This window comes from Methyloversatilis sp., from assembly GCF_030698125.1.
Taxonomy (GTDB): Bacteria; Pseudomonadota; Gammaproteobacteria; order Burkholderiales; family Rhodocyclaceae; genus Methyloversatilis.
In genome coordinates this window covers 1-22,219 of the sequence record NZ_JAUYNV010000045.1, presented here as the reverse complement: position 1 = coordinate 22,219, position 22,219 = coordinate 1, and the positions used below count along the sequence as shown (strand labels likewise).

Below are 22,219 nucleotides of genomic sequence, written 5' to 3'. Positions count from 1 at the left end.
CTGCGAAGCCCTCGCGGTCTTCGCAGGAGCCGTCCCACGGTCGGCCCTGCATGGCCGACCGGCTCCACGGGCGGCGAGCCGTGCTCGCCGAAACCCCCGCTCCGCCCCCGCAGGCGATTCCCGTCTCCGAGACGGCGACGTCGCTTGATCAACGCGCTTATCGCGGACAGGGTCCGCTCCTACGAAGAACACCGCCAGTCGTGAAGCCCTCGCGGTTTTCGTAGGAGCCTGCCCTGCAGGCGATTCCCGTCTCCGAGACGGCGACGTCGCTTGATCAACGCACTTATCGCGGACAGGGTCCGCTCCTACGAAAAACGTCGCCAGTCGTGAAGCCATCGCGGTTTTCGTAGGAGCCTGCCCTGCAGGCGATTCCCGTCTCCGAGACGGCGACGTCGCTTGATCAACGCGCTTATCGCGGACAGGGTCCGCTCCTACGAAAAACGTCGCCAGTCGTGAAGCCGTCGCGGTTTTCGCAGGCACAGGCACAGCCCCCCGCGCCTGCAACGCACACTGCCGCTACTTGCGCGCCTGCAGCGCCTCGACCGCGGGCGGGTATTTCTGGTCGGCCGAACTGCGCAGCCAGCGCAGCGATTCGTCGCTGTTGCGCGACTGGCCGGCGCCGGTTTCGAGCATGACCGACAGCGCGTACTGCGCTTCGGCTTCACCCTTTTCGGCGGCGACGCGGAACAGCCGTGCCGCTTCGGCCAGATCGCGCGGCACGCCGCGACCCGATTCGTAGGCCCAGGCCAGCCGGGTCACGCCGCGCGTGTCGCCCGCATCGGCCAGCGTTCTGTACTGCAGCACGGCATCGCCGTGCCGGCCATCGGCTTCGAGTTTCCGGGCGTCGGCCAGCGCACGATCGGCCGCACTGCCACCCGGCGCATCGCCCGACAGTGCAGCAAGCTGGGTCACCGCTTCCTGATCGCCGCCGTCGGCAGCGACCTTCAGCCAGCGCCGCGCGCCATCGGGGTCGGGCGCGCCCAGCTTGCTGGTCTGCAGCAGCAGGCCCAGGCGCAGCGCTGCGTTGCGACTGCCGGCCAGCGCCCCCTGTTCGTAACGGTGGCGCGCCTGCTGCGGGTCACGCGGCTCGCCCAGCCCATCTTCGGCCAGGATGCCCAGATTGAACCAGGCTTCGCCGCTGCCGCGCTCGGCCAGTACGGTCCAGATGCGTTTGGCGTCGTCGTAGTGCGCCATCTTGAATTCGGCATAGCCCTTGTACAGACCCCAGGACGGCTTGCGGATGGCTTCATCGATATCCGCTTCGGTCAGTGCGAACGCCGACATCGGAAGCAGGCCGAGCGCCACGGCGGCATGCAGCAGGAAGCGCGGTCGGAAGCGTTGTATTGTCATGATGCAGTTTCTCCGCAGTGGGCAGCCCGGCCGTACCGACAGGATGCGGCAGCGGTTTTCGGGAGTGTCATGTTCGCTTGACAGCTTGACGCACGAAGGAGTTTCCCTTCGACGTCGGATTTCGATCCGGCCGACGTGTGCTAGCGTCGCGATCCATCGCTTCATGACCTGCCCCCGGCCGCACGATGACGTCCTCCCTGTTCGATCCGATCCGCTTCGTGCTGGCCGCGGCGTTTGCCTGCGCGCTGCTCGTTATGTTGTCCTGCACGCCCGCCTTCGCTGGCGACATGACGCTGGAGGCGCTGTCGGCGCGCTTTCCGCCGCCGCTGCATGTGCAGCCGAAGCTGGCCGACATTCCCGCCTGGCCGATCACCAGCGAACTGGAACCGGAAGGCGGGCCGATCGGCTATGTGTTCGAGTCGATCGATCTGGCGCCCATCCCGGGGTTCGAAGGCACGCCGATGAACCTGCTGGTGGCGATCGACCGCAAGGGCAACTTCATCGACGTATCGGTGCTGCGACAGCACGAACCGGTGTTCCTGAGCGGCCTGGGCGAAACGCCACTGAACGAATTCGTGCGCCAGTACGCCGGCAAGAACCTGCGCCAGGACTTCACCGTGTCGTCGGCCTACGGCAACACGAAGACCGGCGCTGCCGACAACCGCGTGGTGCTGGACGGCGTCACCAAGGCCACCGCGTCGGTGCGCATCGTGAACCAGACCGCGCTGGCCGCCGGGCTGGCGGTGGCGCGCGCAAAGCTGGGTTTCGCCGACCCCGGCACACGCGGCCCGCCCGCCGAGGTGCGCAGCGACGCCTATGAAGCGCTGGACTTTGCGGCGCTGGTCGAGCGCGGCTTGGTCGGGCGTCTGAGGGTGACGCACGCCGAGGCCGAAAAGCTGTTTGCCGGCACCGAAGGCGAAGGCGTCGACGAGGACGCGCTGCGCAGCCCGGGCGACACGCTGATCGAACTGTACGTTGCCTATCTGAATGTGCCGACCGTCGGCCGGACCGTTCTCGGCGACGCACGCTACACCGATCTGATGAAAAAGCTCGAACCGGGCCAGCATGCACTGTGGTTCGCCAGCACCGGCCGCGATGCGGTGCTCGACGACAGCTTCGTGCCCGGCACCGCGCCCCCGAAGCTGCAGCTGACCCAGGGTGGCTATCCGGCGGAAATGCGCGATCTGGTGTTCGAGCATCCGGCGCCGCCCGGCGCACCCGCGTTCAATGCATCCGGGGTGTTCCGCGTCTATGCGGCGTCGAATCTCGATCCCGCACAACCCATTCAGGTCACGCTGACGCTGACCCGCGCCAAGGGCATCATGCTGCCGCGCATCACCAACCAGACCGTTGCGCTCGACTACGCGCTGCCCGAGCGGCTGTTCATCTATCCACCGAAGCCGCTGCCGGAATGGCTGATCGCCTGGCAGGGACGCTGGCCGGATCTGGCGCTGATCGGCGCCGCGCTCGTGCTGCTGTCGGTGGTGCTGGCGAAACCGCAGTGGATGGCGAAGGATTCCCGCCGGCTGGTGCTTTTCCGCAGCACCTTCCTGCTGTTCACGCTGGTGTTCATCGGCTGGTATGCGCAGGGCCAGCTGTCCATCGTGCAGATCACCGGCGCGATCAAGACGCTGGTCGCCGGCCAGAGCCTGAAGAGCTTCCTGTACGACCCGGTGTCGCTGCTCATCATCGCCTTCACGCTGGTGAGTTTCTTCATCTGGGGCCGCGGCACCTTCTGCGGCTGGCTGTGCCCGTTCGGCGCGCTGCAGGAATTCGTCGCGATGGCGGCACAGAAACTGCGCGTGCCGCAGATCCGCCTGCCCGCGCGGCTCGCGCGGGTGCTCGACCGCGGCCGCTACGTCATCCTGCTCGTGCTGGTGGTGGCAGCAGGCGTCGCGCCTGATCTGGCGACAGGGCTGGTCGAGGTTGAGCCGTTCAAGACCGCCATCACGGTGGGATTCGACCGCACCTGGCCCTATGTCGCATGGGCGGTCGGCCTGCTGCTGGCCGGCGCATTCAGCTACAAGTTCTTCTGCCGCTATGTGTGTCCGCTCGGCGCGGCGATGGCGCTCGGTGGCAAACTGCGCCGCGTCGACTGGCTGGCGCGGCGGGTGGAGTGCGGCAAGCCGTGCCAGACCTGTCGTCACCGCTGCCAGTACGACGCGATCGAGCGCAGCGGCGACATCCGTTACGACGACTGTTTCCAGTGCCTCGACTGCGTCGGCATCCACGCCGACGAAAAGCGCTGCGCGCCGGTGCTGCTGTATGCGAAGAAGGGCCGCACGGTGAAGCCCTTTCCGCTGCCGGTCAGGCTCGAAGGCGGCGCCTGATCAGTCCCAGCGCCGGGCGGCGCTGTCGTCGGTGTCACGCGCATCGACCCAGCGGCTGCCGTCGGGCGTGTCCTCGCGCTTCCAGAACGGGGCGCGCGTTTTCAGGTAGTCCATGATGAATTCGCACGCCGCGAAGGCTTCGCCGCGGTGGCTGCCTGCGACGATGACCAGCACGATGCGGTCGGCCGGCTGCAACAGGCCGACGCGATGGATCACGCGCACCGCGAGAATATCCCAGCGCGACTTCGCCTCGACGACGATGTCTTCCAGCGCCGCCTCGGTCATGCCCGGATAGTGCTCGAGCGTCATCGCGTGCACGCCCGAACCGTCGTTCATGTCGCGCACCAGACCGGTGAAGGTGGCCACCGCGCCAACGTCGGTGCGGCCGGCCAGCAGCGCGTCGATTTCGGCGCCGATATCGAAATCGGCTTCGCGGACACTTACGCTCATGCTTGCCTCCCGCTCAACCGCCGGTGACCGGCGGAAAGAAGGCGACCTCGTCGCCGTCGGCCACCGTCGCGCCCGGATCGGCCATGCGCTGATTGATCGCCGCGCGCAGGTTCTTCATCTGCGCCAGTTTGTCCCAGTCGCCGCCGCGGCCGGCGATCAGCGAGCGCACGTTGGCCAGGGTCGTGCAGCCGTCCGGCAGTTCGACCGTTTCGCCCGGGGTGCCGAGCGCTTCGCGCAGCGCGGCGAAATACAGCACTTTGATGGTCTTGTGTGTCATGGCTCAGTACAGCAGCGATTCGAAGGACAGGAAAGGCACGGCATCGCCCCGGGCAATCGTCAGCCCGGCCGCGATGTCGGCCAGGCCATCGCCCCATACGGTCGAGGTCAGTACGCCGGAGCTCTGGTTGTCGAACAACTCCAGACCGCCGGTGGCGTTGCGGCGCACGCGCAGGAATTCGCGCCGGCGGTCGGGTTTCGGCCAGTCGAAGTCGGCGCGCACCATGAAGGGCAGCGGCGTCACGTCAGGCACACCCATGCGGCGCAGGACGAACGGGCGCACCAGCAGCAGGAAGGTGACGAAGCTCGACACCGGATTGCCGGGCAGACCCAGGAAGTCGGCGGTGCTGCCGTCGGAGCGCTTCACATGGCCGTGCGCCAGCGGCTTGCCCGGCTTCATCGCGATCTTCCAGCTGTCCAGCCCGCCTTCGGCTTCGAGTGCGGGCTTGATGTGGTCTTCTTCGCCGACGCCGACGCCGCCGCTGGTCAGGATGACATCGCAGGTCGCCGCCGCTTCGCGCAGCGCGGCGCGCGTGGCATCGAGCCGGTCCGGCACGATGCCCAGATCGAGCACTTCGCAGCCCAGCGCCTCGCACAGCGCGCGCAGCAGGTAGCGGTTCGAGTTGTAGATGGCACCGGGCGGCAGTGGCTGGCCCGGCATGACCAGTTCGTCGCCGGTGGAAAACAGCGCGACGCGCGGCCGGCGCACCACCGGCAGATCGGCCAGCCCGACCGACGCGGCCAGGCCGACTTCCTGCGCCCGCAGCCGGGTACCGGCCGCCAGCACCGTGTCGCCGCTGCGGATGTCTTCGCCGGCGCGGCGTATCCACGCGCCGGTCTTCGGTATCTCGTCGAAGCACACGCCGGCATCCGTGGTGCGCGTGGCCTCCTGCATCACGATGGCGTCGGCACCCGCGGGCACCGGCGCGCCGGTGAAGATGCGCGCACAGGTGTGCGGCGCCAGCGGCGCACCGACGTGTCCGGCCGGAATGCGCTGGCTGACCGGCAGGCAGTCGCCGACCGATTCGAGGTCGGCCACGCGCACCGCGTAGCCATCCATGCTGCTGTTGTCGTGCGGCGGCACCGTGATGGCCGAACGCTGATCGGCCGCCAGCACGCGACCGGCCGCATGGAAGGTGCTGACCGTTTCGGTATCGCCGATCGGGCGCGCGGCATCGAGCAGGCGCGCGAGTGCCGCGTCGAGGGTAAGCATTTCGTTCATCGGAACCCCTGGTGCGTGAGGATGAAGACGGCGATGGCGTCCACATCGTTCAGGTCGAGCCGCGGCAACGGAAGTTCCATCGGCACATCGGTCGCGACCGCGACCACGTGCGGGTTGTCCGGATACATCAGCGGCCGGTCGTGCGACGGACGATGGACTTCCAGCTTGGGAATCGGCGACGCCTTGAAACCTTCCACCAGCACCAGGTCGCACGGGCTCAGCGCCGCGATCTGCTCATCGAGCGACGGTTCGTCGCGGCCGCGCAGTTCGTGCATCAGCACCCAGCGGTTGTTGGACGTGAGCAGCACTTCGGTGCAGCCGGCTTCGCGCAGGCGGAAGGAATCCTTGCCCGGGCGGTCGATGTCGAAACCCGCATGGGCGTGCTTGATCAGCGACACGCACAGCCCCTCGAGCACGAAGTGCGGGATGAGCTGTTCGATCAGCGTGGTCTTGCCGGAGCCGCTGTAGCCGGCAAATCCGAAAACTTTCATGGGGGCGGGCATGCAGACAAAGCGTGATTATCGCCCAAGGGCGCACGAGCGCGCGCAGCAGTCCCCTCGCCCATCACGGGTTGCCGCAAATGGCACAGATTGACCCGGCACTTCGCCCTTGCAGGCGAGGGCAGCTTCGACGCGCACGTCGTCGACGATGTCGCGCAGCTTCGCGGGGGGGGGCGGGATGGAGCGGGGACGTTGGGCATCGCCTTCGGCTCACCCCAACCTACGGACTCCGCGCGCCGTTGTTGGTTGGGGTGAGCGAGAGGCGATGCCCAACACGCGCCAGGTCAGCCGTTGTAGGTTGGGGTGAGCCGAAGGCGATGCCCAACATCCGCACGCCGCACCCGCCCCGCAGGTTGGGGTGAGCGCAGCGATGCCCAACACTCACCGGGTCAGGCCGCCTTCTTCACCTGCTTCTGATACAGGAACTCCAGCAGCGCGGCGCGGTATTCGACGAAGTCGTGGTCGTGCGCGAGTTTCAGCCGGTCGCGCGGGCGAGCCAGCTTCACTTCGAGGATTTCGCCGATGGTGGCGGCCGGGCCATTGGTCATCATGACGATGCGGTCGGACAGCAGCACCGCCTCATCGACGTCGTGCGTCACCATGACGACGGTCGCACCGGTCTTTTCCATGACACCGTTCAGCTCGTCCTGCAGGCTGGCGCGGGTCAGTGCATCGAGCGCACCGAAAGGCTCGTCCATCAGCAGGATTTTCGGCTCCATCGCGAAGGCGCGCGCGATGCCGACGCGCTGCTTCATGCCACCGGATATCTCGTGCGGCAGTTTGTCCAGCGCGTGGTCCATGTGCACCATTTCGAGCGCCGCCTCGGCACGCGCCTTCAGCTTGCCCTTGCCCTCCTTCTTGCCGAACACGCGTTCGACCGCCAGCAGCACGTTCTCGCGACAGGTCAGCCAGGGCAAAAGCGAGTGGTTCTGGAACACCACGGCGCGTTCCGGGCCCGGGCCGGCTATTTCGCGACCATCGCAGAACACGTTGCCGCTGCTCGGCAGCGTGAGCCCGGCGATCAGGTTGAGCAGCGTCGACTTGCCGCAGCCCGAATGCCCGATCAGCGTGACGAATTCGCCTTCTGCAATGGTGAGATCGATGTCGCGCAACGCGACGAACTTGCCCTTCTTGGTTTCGAAGGTCATGCCGGCGTGCTCGACCTTGACGATGACTTTGCTCATGGGATTCTCCTGGGGTCGATGATCAGCTGTTGCCGTACGAGAAGCGGCGGGCGAGCAGCAGCAGGAACTGTTCGAGCAGCAGGCCGACGATGCCGATGACGAAGATGGCGATGATGATGTGCTCGACCTTCAGGTTGTTCCATTCGTCCCACACCCAGAAGCCGATGCCCACGCCGCCGGTCAGCATTTCGGCGGCGACGATGACCAGCCAGGCGGTGCCGATGGACAGGCGGATGCCGGTCAGCATGTAGGGCAGCACCGACGGGAACAGGATTTTGGTGACGATCTTCCACTCGCTCAGATCGAGCACGCGCGCCACGTTCATGTAGTCCTGCGGCACGCGCTGCACGCCGACCGCAGTGTTGATGATCATCGGCCAGATGGAACAGATGAAGATGGTCCAGGTGGCGGCCGGATCGGCCTGCTTGAACACCAGCAGACCGATCGGCAGCCAGGCCAGCGGGCTGACCGGGCGCAGCAGCGAAATGATCGGGTCGAGCATGGCATTCATGAAGGCGAAGCGGCCGATGATGAAACCCAGCGGAATCCCGACCAGGGCGGCGAAGCCGAAGCCGATGCCGACGCGCTGCAGCGACGACAGCACGTTCCAGCCGATGCCCAGATCGTTCGGCCCGTTGTTGTAGAACGGGTCGGCAAACAGCACCTTGGCGGCTTCCCACACCGGCAGCGGCCCGGGAATGCTGCCACCGGTGCCAGCGAGCAGCGCCCACACGACGATCAGCAGCACCATGCCGGCGATCGGCGGAAACACCGCCTTGAAAATGCCCAGCAGGATTTCGGACACGGGTGTACGCGGCTCGCGCGGCGCTGCCGCAACGACAGGGGGCGCGACTGGCACGGCTTCGCTCGCGGCGCGCACCGGCGTGGCGGCGGAACCGGACGTCATCGAGACGACCTTGTCACTGGCAATGATTGCTGCACTCATGATTGACTCCTTTCAGTACCGGAGGGCGCGGGCCGAAACCCGCGCCCGGACCATCACGCGGCGTTGACCTTGAAGCTGCCGGCATACTTCTGCGGATCCTTGCCGTCCCAGGTGACGCCATCGATCAGCTTGTGCGATCGCATGTCGCTCTTGGGCAGCGGTGCGCCGGCGGCTGTCGCGGCCTGCTTGTAGATGTCGATGCGATTGATCGCCTTGGCGACCGCCAGATAGTCCGGGTCGCTTTTCAACAGGCCCCAGCGCTTGTGCTGGGTCAGGAACCACATGCCGTCCGACAGATAAGGGAAGTTCACCGCGCCATCGTTGAAGAATTTCATCGCGTTCTTGTCGTCCCAGCTCTTGCCCAGGCCGTTCGAATAGCGACCCAGCATGCGTTCGAGGATGACGTCCATGTCGGTGTTGATGTACGACTTGGTTGCCACGACTTCGGCTGTCTTGCGGCGGTTCGCCAGCGAAGCGTCGATCCACTTGCCTGCTTCGAGGACGGCAGCCGTCATGGCGCGCGCTGTGTTCGGGTACTTGCTGACCCAGTCGGCAGTAGTGCCGAGCACCTTTTCCGGGTGATCGGTCCAGATGTCCTGCGTGGTGACGGCGGTAAAGCCGATCTTGTCGATGATGGCGCGGTTGTTCCACGGCTCGCCGACGCAGAAGCCGTCCATGTTGCCGACGCGCATGTTGGCGACCATCTGCGGCGGCGGCACCGTGATGACCTTGACATCCTTCATCGGGTTGATGCCGTGCGCGGCCAGCCAGTAGTACAACCACATGGCGTGCGTGCCGGTCGGGAAGGTCTGCGCGAACGTGTAGTCGCCCGGCTTGCTGGTGAGCAGCTTCTTCAGGCTGGTGCCATCGGTGACGCCCTGATCCTTCAGCTTGTTGGCAAGCGTGATGGCCTGGCCGTTGTTGTTCAGGCTCATCAGCACGGCCATGTCCTTCTTCGGACCGCCGATGCCCAGATGCACGCCGTACACCAGGCCATACAGCACGTGTGCTGCATCGAGCTCGCCGTTGACCAGCTTGTCGCGCACCGCCGCCCACGATGCTTCCTTGGACGGGATGATCTTGATGCCGTACTTCTCGTCGAACTTCTCAACCGCCGCCATGACGACGCTGGAACAATCGGTCAGCGGAATGAAGCCGATGCGCACTTCCTTCTTCTCGGGCGCGTCGGAGCCGGCAGCCCACGCTCCCGAACGCACGCCGGGCGGCACCATGCTCATGAGTGCTGCTCCTGCGCCGAGTGCGACGCCCTGCCTGAGGAAGCTGCGGCGCGTGTCTGCCGTTTCGATGATGCCTGGGGCCTGCGCGCTGTCTGCCTGTTTCGGATGGTCAGCCATCGTGTTCTCCGTGGGTTCATGTTTCGATTCCAGAATGAAAAAGGGCGTACATCCGCAGCGGTGAAAGCCGAGCCGGATGGACGCCCCTGTCCCTGTCGGAGGCTTTCGCGCCTCGCTGGCCGCAACGTCGTTGTTGCGCCTTGAACAGCTCTTAGCATGCGGCGTGCCAGTGGATGGAGCCGTCTCCATGCAGCTGATTTTCAAGGGTTTTTAGAACATCTAGCCGAACGCTGCGTCGGCCCGAATCCTCGGACCGCACTTGTGCGGTGCAACAGCCCGACAACACGCACCACGACGAACAGCGGTGTTCGGCGCAGGCGAAGACAACAAGCAGAACCGGGGAGCGCCGGCTGCGGGCGCAGCGGCAGATGCGACCGACGCAGGGTCAACCGAGCAGGCGGGCGGTCGCGAGCAGGTCTTCGGACACGGCGGCAATGGTCTTGCCGCGCTCCATCGCCAGCTTGCGCAGCGTGTGGTACGCAGCGTCTTCCTCGATGCCGCGCAGCTTCATCAGCACACCCTTGGCACGATCGATGGTGATGCGGTCGGACAGCTTCTGCCGCGCCTCGTCGCGCGCGCGCCGCAGTTCCTGATGTTGCTCGAACTGCGCCAGGGCGACATCGATGATGGGCTTGATGCGCTTGGCTTCCAGCCCGTCGACCACATAGGCCGACACGCCGGCCTTCATGGCCCGACGGATGGTCTTGCTGTCGGATTCGTTGGCGAACACGATGACCGGACGCGGCATTTCGCGGTCCATCGCGGCCATGTGTTCCAGCGTGTCGCGCGAGGGCGAATCGGTCTGGATCAGGATGACGTCGGGTTTGAGCTCTTCGACCTTGAGGTGCAGGTCGTAGGCGCTCGACAGCACGGCGGCGACCTGATAACCGGCGCAGGCGAGCCCGGCACAGATTTCCGCCGCACGCTTGCGCGATTCATCGACCACCAGAACATTGAGGACAGCCATTGCGCGACGATTGGAAGTCATTGTGCGCAGGCGCATGCAATCGCTGTGCCACCGCGGCGCCCTCTGGCGCGCAGCCACGGTGGCACGCCGTCGTCGGCACGTATCAGTACAGATCGATCACCAGCAGCGATACATCGTCGTGCGCCGATGCCCCGTCGAGATGCACGTCGAGTGCGCGGCGCACCGCATCGTGGCGTTGCGCGGGCGGGCTGTCGTACAGCAGCCGTTCGAGCCGCGCGCTGCCAAATGCCTCGCCGGATGGCGCATGGGCTTCGAGCAGTCCGTCGGAGCACAGCACGAGCTGGTCGCCCGGCGTCCAGCGGAAATGGCGCGGCGGCACATCGACCGCGTCGTCGGCGTCGATGCCCAGCGGCAGATTGGCCGACGCGAAACGTTCATTGACTGCGCCGCTGCGATCCAGCCAAAGCACCTCCGGCGTGCCGCCGACCCACAGCTCGCCGAAGCCTTCACCCAGCCTGACCATGCTGGCGGCGACAAAGCGGCCGACCGGCAATGAAGACATCAGATGGCGGTTGATTTCGCCGGCCATCAGGCCGAGCGACAGGTTCTTGGCCGCCATGCCGAAAAAAACCTGAAGCACCGGCAGCACGCTGATCGCTGCTGCCAGCCCATGACCTGTGGCATCGGCCAGCAGCACGTACAGCGCACCAGACGGAGACCGCGACACCGCAACGATGTCGCCGGAAAACTGCGTTGTGGGGGTCACCGAATAACGTACTCGCGGATCGCTGACCGCCTTGCCCTGCACCTGGCGCTCGATGACGCCACGCGCGAATTCGGTTTCGGCTTCCTGCTCGGCGCGGTAATTGTTCATGTCGGCCTGCAGTGCCAGCTGACGCGCGCAGGCAGCGAGCTTGGCCGCGAGGACCGCACGCCGGATCGGCTTGCTCAGGTAGTCGTCGGCCCCCGCCTCCAGACCGGCAATCATGTCTTCGTCGTCGGAACGCGCCGACAGCAGCAGGATGGGCAGCCAGATGCCGGCACACAGGCGACGCAGTTCCCGCGTGGCCTGCAGGCCGTCCATGCCGGGCATGACGACGTCCATCAGCACGATGTCGGGGCGCACGCTGCGAAAGGCCTGCAGCGCGGCGGCGCCATCCGATGCCTCGATGCAGCGATAGCCGAGCCGCCGCACGAGCGCACTGACGGTCGCGCGGCCGATCAGGGTGTCGTCAACCACCAGCACCGTCATCGGTCGCACCGGCTGCGGATCGACCAGCAAGGTCAGGTCGTCAGCATTGACTTGCGAATGGCTCATTGCACGTCGACCGCTGCGCTGACCACATTGCCGGAGCCGATGTAGTCGAGTCGCGTGAAGGAGAGCTGGCGCGCCATCGCGATGCCGCGGCCATTCGGATCGAAGGCGCGCTCCGGATCGAAGTCGAGATAGCGCGTGTAGTCGAAACCCCGACCTTCATCGCTGACCGTGAAGCGCACTTCCGTTGCCGACCGTTCGACCGTCAGGCGCGCCCGTTTGCCCGCGTTCTGCGGCAGCTGCAGCCGGCGTTCGACCTCCTCCTGCCAGCGGTCTTCCATGCGCAGGCGCGATTTTTCGGCATACGTGATGCCCAGATTGCCGTGTTCGACCGCGTTGATCAGCAGCTCGCTCAGGCCCATCACGATATTGTCCGGCTGCGGCGCAGCCAGCGACGCCAGCGTCGACAGCTCGGTCGCCTGCTGCAGCGTGGCAAATTCGAACTCGGCACGGGTGACTGCGCACATCGCGCGGCGCATGTCGTCGACCTGCAGCTGGATTTCGCGCGTGCGGCGCGCTTCGTCGAGCGCCGACTTGATGATGGCAAGCAGCGCATCCGGCTCGTACGGTTTGGTGAGGTAATAGCGCGCACCGGCTTCGAGGCCTTCGCGTACCTGGTCCGGTGTGGCGGCGGCCGTCTGCATGATGACCGGCAGGCCCCTGAGACGCGGCGTGCGCTGCACGCGGCGCAGCACCTCCATGCCGTCGAGGCGCGGCATCATGCGGTCCAGCACCAGCAGGTCGAATTCGCGTTCGACGTCCTCGAGCAACGCCCATGCTTCAATACCGTCGTGAGCCATGGTCAGCTCGAATCCGGGTGCGTCCAGATATTCCCGGATGATCTCCAGGTTGAAGGGTTCGTCGTCGACGACGAGTACACGTACTTTCGCTGACACACTGGGCATGCAAGGCTCCGGAAGTCTGCAGCCGGAAGCCCGTCAAACCTGATGGCACCCGACCTCTGGCAGTGCTAACGGCCAGTCGCGCCCAGTCTTGAACCCGTCAGCCGGTCAGGGCGGCCAGCGCCACGTCGGCCATCACCTGCTGCACCCGCGCGTCCTCGCCCACCGCCGTGGCCAGTTCGATCAGCAGCGACGGATGGCGCACGCGTGCTGCCTCGACCTGAGCCGGCAGGTCACGCCGCACATGCCCGCTTTGTGCGATGAACATCGGCACCACGGCAATGCGCGTCACGCCCTCCGCGACCAGCCGGTCGCAGGCCTGGTCGAGCGTGGGTTCTAGGAATTCGAGGAAGGCGAGTTCGACGCGCGGCGCCGACGGCGTACCGGACAGACGCGCCGCCACCTCGCGCAGCGGGCGCGCCCATTCCGGATCGCGCGAGCCGTGTCCGAACAGTATCAAGCCATGATTCAAGGTTAATCCCTTTCAATTTATATGCTTACGATCAAGCATCGGTGATGCGCCGCGGGTACACTCGCGCCATCTCATTGCGGCGGGACTGTGCATGCAGGTCATGATCATCGAAGACCAGCCCCTGGTTGTGGAAGGGCTGCGCAGCGTACTGACAGGCATGGACAGCGAGCCGGACATCCGGTGCGCACTGCTTGCTTCCCGCGCATTGTCCATGCTGCGCAGCGGGTTGCGGCCCGATCTGGTACTGCTGGACCTCAATCTGCCGGACGCCGGGGGTATCTCCCTGCTCACCGAACTGCGGCAGGAGTTTCCGGACGTGCCGGTGGTGGTGATTTCGGCTCAGGACGACCGCGACACCATCACGCGCGCCATCGACCAGGGCGCCATGGGTTTCATTTCCAAAAGCTCGAATACGGCGATACTGGTCAGCGCGCTGCAGCTCGTGATGAAGGGCGGCATCTATGTGCCGCAGCAGGTGCTGGACAACCACGGCGTCGATCATCTGCCGCAGGCGCATATCCAGGATCTGGGGGACATCGGCATGACGCCGCGTCAGATCGAAGTGCTGACGCTGATGATCGAAGGTCTGCCGAACAAGCTCATCTGCCGCGAACTGGGCATTTCCGACGGCACCTGCAAGACGCATATTTCAGCCATCCTGCGCCTGCTCGACGTTCGCAACCGCACACAGGCGTTATTTGCACTGTCGAAAATGGGCGTGAAGCTGCCGCGCCGTCCGGCCAGGGATTGAACCCGACAGCGCCCTGCACGCGGCCGGTCAGGAGCCGGTATCTTCGGCCGCGTCCAGCATGCCGCCGATCACTGCATCGAGCACGACCGGGCGCACCGGTTTGGCGACCAGCGGGATGCCATGCCCTTCCAGTTCGATTTCAAGCTCGCGCGTGGCCGCCAGCCCGGTCATCACCAGCGCCGGAATGTCGTTGCCCAGCTCGCGCCGCAGCGTGAGCACGGCATTCAGGCCGTCGAGCCCCTCGCCCAGCTGGTAATCGCTGATGATGAAGGCCGGTGCGCCGGCCTGCCTGAGCTGACGCAGCACGAAATCGGCCGAGGTGCCGGCAATCACATCGATGCCGACCGAACTGAGCAAGGACTGCAGCGACTGCAGCACCGCGGCATCGTCATCGATCAGCGCCACCCGGCATCCGGCCAGCCTCGCCAACCCGTGCAGTGGCTCGGCCACCGGTGCCTGCACGAGGGCGCGCACACGCGGCAACACGACGCTGAAGGTTGAACCGCGGCCGGGGCGCGAGCGCACCTTTACTTCATGCCCGAGCAAGGCACACAGCCGCTTCACGATGGTCAGCCCCAGCCCCATGCCACGCCCGCCCGCGCCCGGGTCGGCGCCGGGCAGACGCACGAATTCCTCGAATACGTCGTCGATGCGATCGGCCGGAATGCCCTGACCGCTGTCACGCACCTCGATGCGCAGGCGGCCGTCGTCGAGCATGCGCACGCCGGCGAACACCGTGCCGCGCGCGGTGTAGCGCAGCGCATTCGACACCAGATTGGCCAGCACCCGTTCAAGCAGCAGCGGGTCGGAACGACACCACGTCCGCGTCGGATGCAGCTCGAAGCGCAGGCCCTTCTCTGCCGCCTGCGCTTCGAAGGTGACGCGCAGGCTGTCGAACACCCGGATGAGCGGAAAGTCGGTCAGACGAGGCTGGGTGGCCCCGGATTCCAGCCGCGCGACATCGAGCAGCACGTCGCGCATGTTTTCCAGCTTCAGCGACGAACGTTCCAGCCGCGACAGCAGACCTGCGCTTTCGTCGTCGCGCAGCCGCAGCTTCAGCGTGCGGATGTCCAGCCCCATGGCCATCAGCGGCTGGCTGAGGTCATGCAGCAGCGCATCGACGAACTGCGTCTTGGCGCGGCTGGCCTGCTCGGCCACCTCCTTCTGCTGCTGCAACTGGGCGGTGGCGTCATGTACCCGCTCCTCCAGCCCGGCGCGTGCCGTCTGCAACGAAACCGCCATGCGGTTGATGCCGTCTTCGAGCACCTGCAGGATGCCGCGCGCGCCGCTCCGCGCACGCACCGAAAAATCGCCTTTCTCGATGCGTTGCACGGTTTCGGCCAGCGCACGCACCGGTGCGGTGACGCCGTCGGACAGGAAGCGGGCGAACAGACCGGCCAGCAGCAGGCCACCGGCGGTGATCAGGACGGCGCTGTCGATCAGTTCGCGGCGCGCCTGCGCGCTGCCGAAACGCGACACCTGAACCACCACTGTACCGAGGCGCAACGGCCCGGATGGCGCCAGTTGATCGTCGAACGGCAGATCCGATGGCCCCTGGGCCGAAAACACCGGCGCGGCGAACTGGTGGAAGTGTTCACTGCTCTGCAGGAGCGCGGTCCGGGCGAGACCGCGCGTGGTGTCTACAGGCGGATCGCTGACGTGCCCTGCGCGCGCCAGAACGAGCTGGTCGCGATCGACGATCAGTACACCATCGACGCCTCGCTCGCGCATCATCGAATCGGCCAGCGACTGCAGGAGGTCGAGATTGCCGACGAACAGGCCGTATTCGGAGGCGGGCGCGAGGCTGCCGGTCAGCAGCGCAGCGCGGTCGATCAGCGACTGTTCGATGTCGTCGATGCGCGTACTGGTGAAATGGATGGCCAGTGCGAGCGCAATGGCCACCGAGGGCAGCAGGGCGGCGACCAGAACCCGGCTGCGAAAGCCGAGCCGACCGAGTCCGAAACGACTCCGCAACCTGTGTCCCCCACACGCGCCGAGCGCGGAAATTTACCGCGCTCATGATACGCGAAGCCGGTTGCAGGCCCGTGTTCAGTACCAGCTGGTGCGCAGCGTCAGCCGAGCCTGGCGACCGACCGCATTGAATGGGGTGCGGCTACCCTGGTCATCGTTGAAGGTTTCGTAGCGCGGCCCGATGTCGGTCACCGCAAGTGCGGCTTCCCACAAGGTGTCACCGCTGCGAAATTTCTTGGCGATCCGCGCATCCAGCGTCTGATAGCTGTCGACCCGTTCGCTGCCGCTGAACCAGCGGGCGGAATTGACGCCGTGCAACGTGGCCGAAACCGACCAGTCGCGCGGCAGCGACTCGAACCAGGTCAGCGACCAGGTCGACGACGGCACCGTATCGCGATAGCAGACGCGCCGCGGATCGCACGTGGCGTCCGAGCGGATGCGCGGAATGGCCTGCGAAAACCAGATTTCACGCCCGTCACCGCGATAGCGATATTGGTATTCGATGCCCTGTATGGTCACCGCGTCGCCTTCGATGAAGGTCACGCCGGTTTCGAGGTAGTCGCTGTCGCGGTAGCGCGCTTCGGTGATCAAGTGGTTGAAGCGTTCGTGAAAGGCACGCACTTCGAGCGTCGAGGCGCCGAACTGGCCGACATAGCCCAGTTCCACCGAATCCAGTCGCTCCGGCTGCAGCGAGGCGGTGCCGACATAGGTGCGCCGCGATCGCCCTTGCTTGAAGCCGGCCGCCAGCAGCGGCCCCGCGACCGGGTGAAGCGCGGTCAGCGCCGCAGCCACTTCCGGGAAGATGAAGCGGGAATCACCGCGGGTTTCGATCAGCGCCGGATGGCGAAAGGCTCGGCTTACGCCCGCCTTCAGGGCGTGTTCAGGCGTCGCATGCCAGGTCGCGAACAGGCGCGGCGATGCCTGTGGGCTGCGATCGCGGAATCGCTCGATCATGTTGCCGGCGTTCAGGGTCCAGCGTTCGTTCGGCCGCCATTCGACATTCGCCGACACGCGCACGAAACCGTCGGATTCGCTCCCGGTCTGGAAGAACATGCGTTTCGACTTCAACTCTTCGTGGCGCAGTTCGGTGCCCCAGGCTACCCGCCAGTCCTGCGCCGGAACGAAGCTGTGCTGGAAGTCGATGTTCTGCCGGGTGGCCGACCGGTTGTAGTCGATGGGCAGCTGCAGCGGACCGATGGAAAAAAAGGGATAACCCTCATCGATCAATCCCTGATTGACCACGTCGGCCGCTTCGCCGAACCACTCTTCGCGCCCACGGTCCTCGTTGCGGTAGTAACTGACCGCCCACTCGTTGTCTGCCGTCACCAGCCGCCGGAAGCGCAGATGCATGAAACGGTTGTCGGTAAGCGATTCCCGGAAGCCGTTCTCGTTTGCGCCATTGCCGGTCACGCCATAGGGGTAACCCAGTTCGCGACGGCTCTTGTTCTGCCCCGCAGTCAGACTGATTTCGTCCGAGCTGTTCAGGGTCAGGTCGGCGCGGAAGGTCATCGAGTTCAGCCGCGCGTCGTCATGACGATCTTCGAACCCGGCATCGCCCATGGTGCGGGCATTGAGCGCGATGCTCAGCGGCCCGAAACTATGCCGCAGACGCATCGACGCATCGGACACATCGCGATTGCCGCGACTGACCGAAATGCTGGAACGCGGACCGTCCTGGCTGCTGCGCGTGACGATGTTGACCACGCCCGCCACGGCGTTCGAGCCATAGGTCGTGGCATTCGAGCCACGGACCACCTCGATGCTTTCGATCTCTTCCATCGTCAGCGGCAGCGCATCCCAATCGACATAACCGAACAGATAAGGCGAATAGACCGAACGACCGTCGATCAGCACCTGCATGCGGTTCGGATTCAGTGATCCCAGACCGTGATAGAAAACCGCCGGTGAGTGCCCGGTGTCGCTGATCACGTTCATGCCGGGTACCAGGCGCAGCACCTGGGTCAGACGGCGATAGCCGAGACGTTCGATGTCCTCGCGCGTGATCAGCGTGACCGAACCCGGTGCATCATCGATGCGCTGCGGCATGCGGGTCATCGACAACACGACCGGCAGGTCATCGAGGTGCGGCGCTTCCGGCTGCTCGGCGGCCCCAGCAGGCTGCGCGATCAGGACGACGCCGCAGACCAGTGGCGCGACCAGCGGGCGCATGCAAAAACGCTTCAATTGCGTGCGCTCCGCTGCGCCGGACGGGGCATGCACTGGCAACGGAGGCGATTCGGAAGACTCACTTCAGGAAGACTCCGGTTGACCACCACGACCTCGCCGGGTGGCAAAAAGCTGCGATTATCCTTCAAAGCGCCCGTTCGGCGCATGCCCGGCTCCGCCAGTCACCCCACGATGAGCAGATGCACCCGGTACGGTCCGTGCGCGCCGAGCACGATGGTCTGTTCGATGTCGGCCGTGCGCGACGGGCCGGACACGAAGTTGAGGGCACGCGGCCAGCGTTCGAATGCATCGCGCGCGACGGCAAATGCGGCTTCCATGTCGGCCACGATGTGTTCGCGCGGCACCACGGCGATATGCGTCTGCGGCAGCAGGCTGTTGACCGCCGGCGACTGCGCGCCGGAACACAGCATCAGCGTGCCGGTTTCCGCGATGGCGCGAAAGCAGCCGGTGACGCCGACCGGATCGTCACCGCCCGCCGCACCGATGCGCACGTCCAGACCGCTGGTTGCCCAGTCCAGCCCGGCCAGCGCGGGGGACACGACGACCTGACGGCCCAGCCCCTGCCCGATCAGCCAGTGGGCGCAGCGCGCAGGCACATCGGCCGGCGCGGCACATTCATCCACGGTGGAAATCAGCGCTTTGGCCCGCTCGATGAAGCGCGCCGCCAGATCGCCGTCGTACGACGGTCGCGGCCCGGCCTGCGAGGCTGCAATCACCTGCTCGACACGCGCGTGCGCCGCCGGGGCGCCGGCCGGCTCGCGGCCGATGCGCTGGCGCAACCGCCCGAGGATGTCGTCGCGCGCGCTGCTCATCGCCCGGCCCTGCGCTGGCGCGCTGCGTACTGGTCGCGGAAGCTCTGTGCCGCGGGTGCCGGAAAGTCGCGCTCGGCGGTCCAGCCCGGGGCGACGCCCATGGCCTGGATGCGGTCACGACCGTCGGCCAGCCAGCGCAGATAGCGCACGGCAAAGCGCACGCCGCGCGCATACAGCTTCGGGCGCTGCGCCACCCAGGCCCACAGGCGCATCGACAGCCGCTCGCTCCACGGCCGCAGGCCGGCGTCGACCTGCTTCTCGCGCAGCTTGCGCATCAGGTCGGGCAGCGGAATCGACACCGGACACACCACGCCGCACTGGTTGCACAGCGTGGCCGCCTGCGGCAGATCCTTCGCCTTCTCGAGCCCCTGGTAGAGCGGCGTCAGCACCGACCCCATCGGCCCGGGATAGACCCAGCCGTAAGAATGACCACCGATGGTCTGATACACCGGGCAGTGATTCATGCAGGCGCCGCAGCGTATGCAGCGCAGCATCGGCTCGAAGTCGCCGCCGATCAGATCGGCGCGGCCGCCGTCGACCAGCACGAAATACATGTGCTCCGGTCCGTCGGCGTCACCCTCGTGCTTCGGTCCGGTCAGCAGCGACACATAGTTGGAGATCGCCTGCCCGGTGGCCGAGCGCGGCAGGATGCGCAGCAGCGTCGCCAGATCGTCCAGCGTCGGGATCACCTTTTCGATGCCGGTCAGCGCGACATGCACGCGCGGCATCGTGGTGCACATCCGGCCGTTGCCTTCGTTGGTGACGATGGCGACCGACCCGGTTTCGGCAATCAGGAAGTTGCCGCCCGAAATGCCCATTTCGGCGCCCAGGAATTCCGGCCGCAGCTTTTCGCGCGCCTCGCGCGTGAGTTCGACGATATCGGTCTTCGCCGCCGTGCCATGCACGCGCGCGAACAGTTCGGACACCTGCTCCTTCGACTTGTGGATCACCGGCATGATGATGTGCGACGGCGGTTCGTTGTCGTTGATCTGCAGGATGTACTCGCCCAGGTCTGTCTCGACCGGACGGATGCCGGCGGCTTCGAGTGCGGCGTTCAGCCCGGCCTCTTCCGACACCATGGACTTGGCCTTGACGACGGTTTTCACGTCGTGCCGGCGCGCAATGTCGATCACCAGCCGGCAGGCCTCGTCGCCGTCGCGCGCCCACAGCACGGTGGCGCCGCGGCGCGTCGCTTCCGCCTCGAAGCGTTCCAGCCAGACGTCGAGATCGCGCAGCACCGACGCCCGGATTTCGGTGGCGCGCTCGCGCACCGCATCGAAATCGTCAAGGCTCGCAAGCGACGCCAGCCGCGCCGCGGCGTTGCGGCCGCGCGTGCGCTGCAGGTTGCGCTGCAACTCGGTGTCGTCGAGCCGCTGGCGCACGCGCGACACGAAATGCATGGAGCGGATTTCCATTGCCGCGTCAGTCCGGGTCGAGCCGGCCGGCCAGCAGCTCGGCGATGTGGATCACCTGCGTGCCCTCGTCACCGTTGCGGCGCAACCGTCCTTCGATATTCATCATGCAGCCCAGATCGCCCAGCGCCACGGTGCCGGCGCCGGAAGCGCGGATGTTGTCGCACTTGCGCTGCGCGATGGCACCGGAAATATCCGGGTACTTGACCGAAAACAGGCCACCGAAGCCACAGCACTCCTCACACTCGTTCAACGGCCGCTGTTCGACGCCGGGCATGCGGTCGAGCAGCGCGCGCGGCTGGCGCTTGACGCCCAGTTCGCGCAGCCCGGCGCAACTGTCGTGATAGGTGACGGCACCGACGAAGTCGCCCGGCACTTCGGTCACGCCCGCCACATCGGCCAGGAACTGCGTCAGTTCGAAAGTCTTTGCGGCGAGCGCCTCGGCGCGAGCGCGCCAGCCCTCGTCGTCATCGAACAGGTGCGGGTAGTGCGCACGGATCATGCCGGCACAGGAGCCGGATGGCGCGACGATGCAGGGGAAACGTTCGAACTCGGCAATCAGCTTCTGCGCCAGCGCGCGTGCGCTGCGTGCGTCGCCCGCGTTGTGTCCGGGCTGTCCGCAACAGGTCTGGGTGTCCGGCACGACCGGCGTATAGCCGGCCGCTTCGATCAGCTTCAGCGCCGCGAATGCGATCGACGGGCGCATCAGATCCACCAGGCAGGTAACGAACAGGCCGACTTCGCCCCGGCTGCCGGGAGGCGGCTTGATCATGGCTTTCAGCCCGCGCCGGCACCCTGAAGCGCCAGGTGTTCGACCCAGCGGCGGATGCGGTTGGCGTCACCAATGCGGGTCAGGCGTCCCCAGGAGTCGAGCAGCACGATGACCACAGGCTTCTGGTTCAGCCAGGCCTGCATGACCAGGCACTTGCCGGCTTCGTTGGTGAAACCGGTCTTCTGCAGCGCGATTTCCCAGTCGGAACTCGAAACCAGCGCATTGGTATTATTGAAGTGCAGCGTTTTGCCCTTGACCGCGAACGAACCGTCGCGCGTGGTCGAGAACTCGCGGATCAGCGGATAGGTGGACGATGCAGCGACCATCCTGGCCAGATCGCGCGCCGACGACACGTTGTGCGGGTCGAGGCCGGTACTGTCGAAGAAACGCGTATCGGCCAGCCCCAGCTCGATCGCCTTCTGGTTCATGGCGGCGATGAACGCGCGCTGACCGCCCGGGTAGTGGCGCGACAGTGCAGACGAGGCGCGGTTCTCCGACGACATCAGTGCAAGGTGCAGCATTTCCTCGCGCGTCAGGCGCGTGCCGATGGCCAGACGCGAGCGCGTGCCCTTGAGCTGGTCGATGTCCTCTTCCGACACGACGAGCACCTCGTCCAGCGCCGGGCGCGCGTCGAGCGCGACCATCGCCGTCATCAGCTTGGTGATCGACGCGATCGGCACCACAGCCTGGGTGTTTTTGGCGTAAAGCAGCCGCCCCTTGTCCTGCTCGACGACCAGCACGGACGAAGACTTGAGATTGAGATGCCTGGCCCGCGCGGCAAAAGCCGGGTCCAGCGGATAGTCGCCGGCCTTGGCCCCGGTTTCCGCTTTCGGAACAGCTTGCTCTGCCTGCGCAATCGCGGCACAGCCGGCAAAAACCAGGCCCGCCACCACTACCCGCATCAACTGTCTCAGAGGGTTCTCCCTTTGCTGGAAACCGGGCGCGCACGCCCTGCCGCACCATTTATGCCGTAAAAATACTAGGTTAGACCGGGATTTTCAACAACTTTTTTAAGTATGCCCTTGTTTCTGATGAAAATGGCATTAATCCGCAGGGGCAAAAAAAACTCCGTCGGAACACATTG

The 22,219-nt window shown here is 65.9% G+C and carries 20 protein-coding genes; 2 read left to right on the top strand and 18 right to left on the bottom strand.

Features of this window, described 5'->3' with window-relative positions; all coding sequences use genetic code 11:
- Positions 1–516 precede the first annotated feature (516 nt).
- The gene (locus Q8Q80_RS15035; RefSeq protein WP_305633686.1) at positions 517–1,350 is read right to left on the bottom strand and encodes a tetratricopeptide repeat protein; all 834 of its coding nucleotides are present in this window, start codon (positions 1,348–1,350) and stop codon (positions 517–519) included.
- A 185-nt stretch (positions 1,351–1,535) separates the two neighbouring features.
- On the opposite strand from Q8Q80_RS15035, the gene Q8Q80_RS15030 reads away from it, so the two are divergent.
- Positions 1,536–3,680 (top strand): 4Fe-4S binding protein, encoded by a 2,145-nt coding sequence (locus Q8Q80_RS15030; RefSeq protein ID WP_305633685.1) that lies wholly within the window; start codon positions 1,536–1,538, stop codon positions 3,678–3,680.
- On the opposite strand, the gene moaE is transcribed toward Q8Q80_RS15030, so the two are convergent.
- From moaE to Q8Q80_RS14975, 11 genes are all read right to left on the bottom strand, one after another.
- Positions 3,681–4,130, bottom strand: coding sequence for a molybdopterin synthase catalytic subunit MoaE (gene moaE, locus Q8Q80_RS15025; RefSeq protein ID WP_305633684.1), 450 nt, complete (start codon positions 4,128–4,130; stop codon positions 3,681–3,683). It lies immediately after the preceding gene.
- Positions 4,131–4,143: 13 nt separating this feature from the next.
- Positions 4,144–4,407 (bottom strand): molybdopterin converting factor subunit 1, encoded by a 264-nt coding sequence (moaD, locus tag Q8Q80_RS15020; protein ID WP_305633683.1) that lies wholly within the window; start codon positions 4,405–4,407, stop codon positions 4,144–4,146.
- Between the two features lie 3 nt (positions 4,408–4,410).
- Positions 4,411–5,628, bottom strand: a complete 1,218-nt coding sequence (gene glp, locus Q8Q80_RS15015) for a gephyrin-like molybdotransferase Glp (protein ID WP_305633682.1) — start codon at positions 5,626–5,628, stop codon at positions 4,411–4,413.
- Positions 5,625–6,119 carry a molybdopterin-guanine dinucleotide biosynthesis protein B gene (mobB, locus tag Q8Q80_RS15010; RefSeq protein WP_305633687.1) on the bottom strand — a complete coding sequence of 165 codons (495 nt, stop codon included), beginning with the start codon at positions 6,117–6,119 and terminating at the stop codon, positions 5,625–5,627. Before mobB ends, glp begins: the two co-directional genes overlap by 4 nt.
- Before the next feature lie 398 nt (positions 6,120–6,517).
- On the bottom strand, positions 6,518–7,312 hold the full coding sequence (locus Q8Q80_RS15005; protein WP_305633681.1) for an ABC transporter ATP-binding protein: 795 nt from the start codon (positions 7,310–7,312) through the stop codon (positions 6,518–6,520).
- Positions 7,313–7,334: 22 nt separating this feature from the next.
- Entirely contained in the window at positions 7,335–8,258 is a 924-nt protein-coding gene (ntrB, locus tag Q8Q80_RS15000) for a nitrate ABC transporter permease (protein ID WP_305633680.1), read from the bottom strand.
- Between the two features lie 53 nt (positions 8,259–8,311).
- Positions 8,312–9,613: a CmpA/NrtA family ABC transporter substrate-binding protein gene (locus Q8Q80_RS14995; protein WP_305633679.1), complete on the bottom strand. Its 1,302-nt coding sequence runs from the start codon at positions 9,611–9,613 to the stop codon at positions 8,312–8,314.
- Between the two features lie 385 nt (positions 9,614–9,998).
- Positions 9,999–10,580, bottom strand: coding sequence for an ANTAR domain-containing response regulator (locus Q8Q80_RS14990; protein ID WP_305633678.1), 582 nt, complete (start codon positions 10,578–10,580; stop codon positions 9,999–10,001).
- A 103-nt stretch (positions 10,581–10,683) separates the two neighbouring features.
- A complete protein-coding gene (locus Q8Q80_RS14985) occupies positions 10,684–11,859 on the bottom strand; it encodes a PP2C family protein-serine/threonine phosphatase (RefSeq protein ID WP_305633677.1) in 1,176 nt (391 codons plus the stop codon).
- Positions 11,856–12,761 (bottom strand): response regulator, encoded by a 906-nt coding sequence (locus Q8Q80_RS14980; RefSeq protein WP_305633676.1) that lies wholly within the window; start codon positions 12,759–12,761, stop codon positions 11,856–11,858. The genes Q8Q80_RS14985 and Q8Q80_RS14980 overlap by 4 nt, the downstream gene beginning before the upstream one ends.
- Positions 12,762–12,858: 97 nt before the next feature.
- Complete coding sequence (locus Q8Q80_RS14975; protein ID WP_305633675.1) at positions 12,859–13,230, bottom strand: sirohydrochlorin chelatase; 372 nt, start codon at positions 13,228–13,230, stop codon at positions 12,859–12,861.
- Between the two features lie 91 nt (positions 13,231–13,321).
- Between Q8Q80_RS14975 and Q8Q80_RS14970 the strand changes: the two genes are divergently transcribed.
- On the top strand, positions 13,322–13,981 hold the full coding sequence (locus Q8Q80_RS14970; RefSeq protein ID WP_305633674.1) for a response regulator transcription factor: 660 nt from the start codon (positions 13,322–13,324) through the stop codon (positions 13,979–13,981).
- A gap of 27 nt (positions 13,982–14,008) precedes the next feature.
- Here Q8Q80_RS14970 and Q8Q80_RS14965 read toward each other — a convergent pair whose 3' ends face one another.
- The 6 genes from Q8Q80_RS14965 to pbpG form a co-directional block, all read right to left on the bottom strand.
- Complete coding sequence (locus Q8Q80_RS14965) at positions 14,009–15,955, bottom strand: ATP-binding protein (protein WP_305633673.1); 1,947 nt, start codon at positions 15,953–15,955, stop codon at positions 14,009–14,011.
- A gap of 75 nt (positions 15,956–16,030) precedes the next feature.
- Positions 16,031–18,136, bottom strand: a complete 2,106-nt coding sequence (locus Q8Q80_RS14960; RefSeq protein ID WP_305633672.1) for a TonB-dependent siderophore receptor — start codon at positions 18,134–18,136, stop codon at positions 16,031–16,033.
- Between the two features lie 164 nt (positions 18,137–18,300).
- Entirely contained in the window at positions 18,301–18,951 is a 651-nt protein-coding gene (locus Q8Q80_RS14955; RefSeq protein WP_305633671.1) for a lactate utilization protein C, read from the bottom strand.
- Positions 18,948–20,366 (bottom strand): LutB/LldF family L-lactate oxidation iron-sulfur protein, encoded by a 1,419-nt coding sequence (locus Q8Q80_RS14950; RefSeq protein ID WP_305633670.1) that lies wholly within the window; start codon positions 20,364–20,366, stop codon positions 18,948–18,950. Before Q8Q80_RS14950 ends, Q8Q80_RS14955 begins: the two co-directional genes overlap by 4 nt.
- A gap of 7 nt (positions 20,367–20,373) precedes the next feature.
- Positions 20,374–21,135 carry a (Fe-S)-binding protein gene (locus tag Q8Q80_RS14945; protein ID WP_305633669.1) on the bottom strand — a complete coding sequence of 254 codons (762 nt, stop codon included), beginning with the start codon at positions 21,133–21,135 and terminating at the stop codon, positions 20,374–20,376.
- Positions 21,136–21,140: 5 nt separating this feature from the next.
- Positions 21,141–22,037, bottom strand: coding sequence for a D-alanyl-D-alanine endopeptidase (gene pbpG / locus Q8Q80_RS14940; RefSeq protein ID WP_305633668.1), 897 nt, complete (start codon positions 22,035–22,037; stop codon positions 21,141–21,143).
- Between the last annotated feature and the right edge of the window lie 182 nt (positions 22,038–22,219).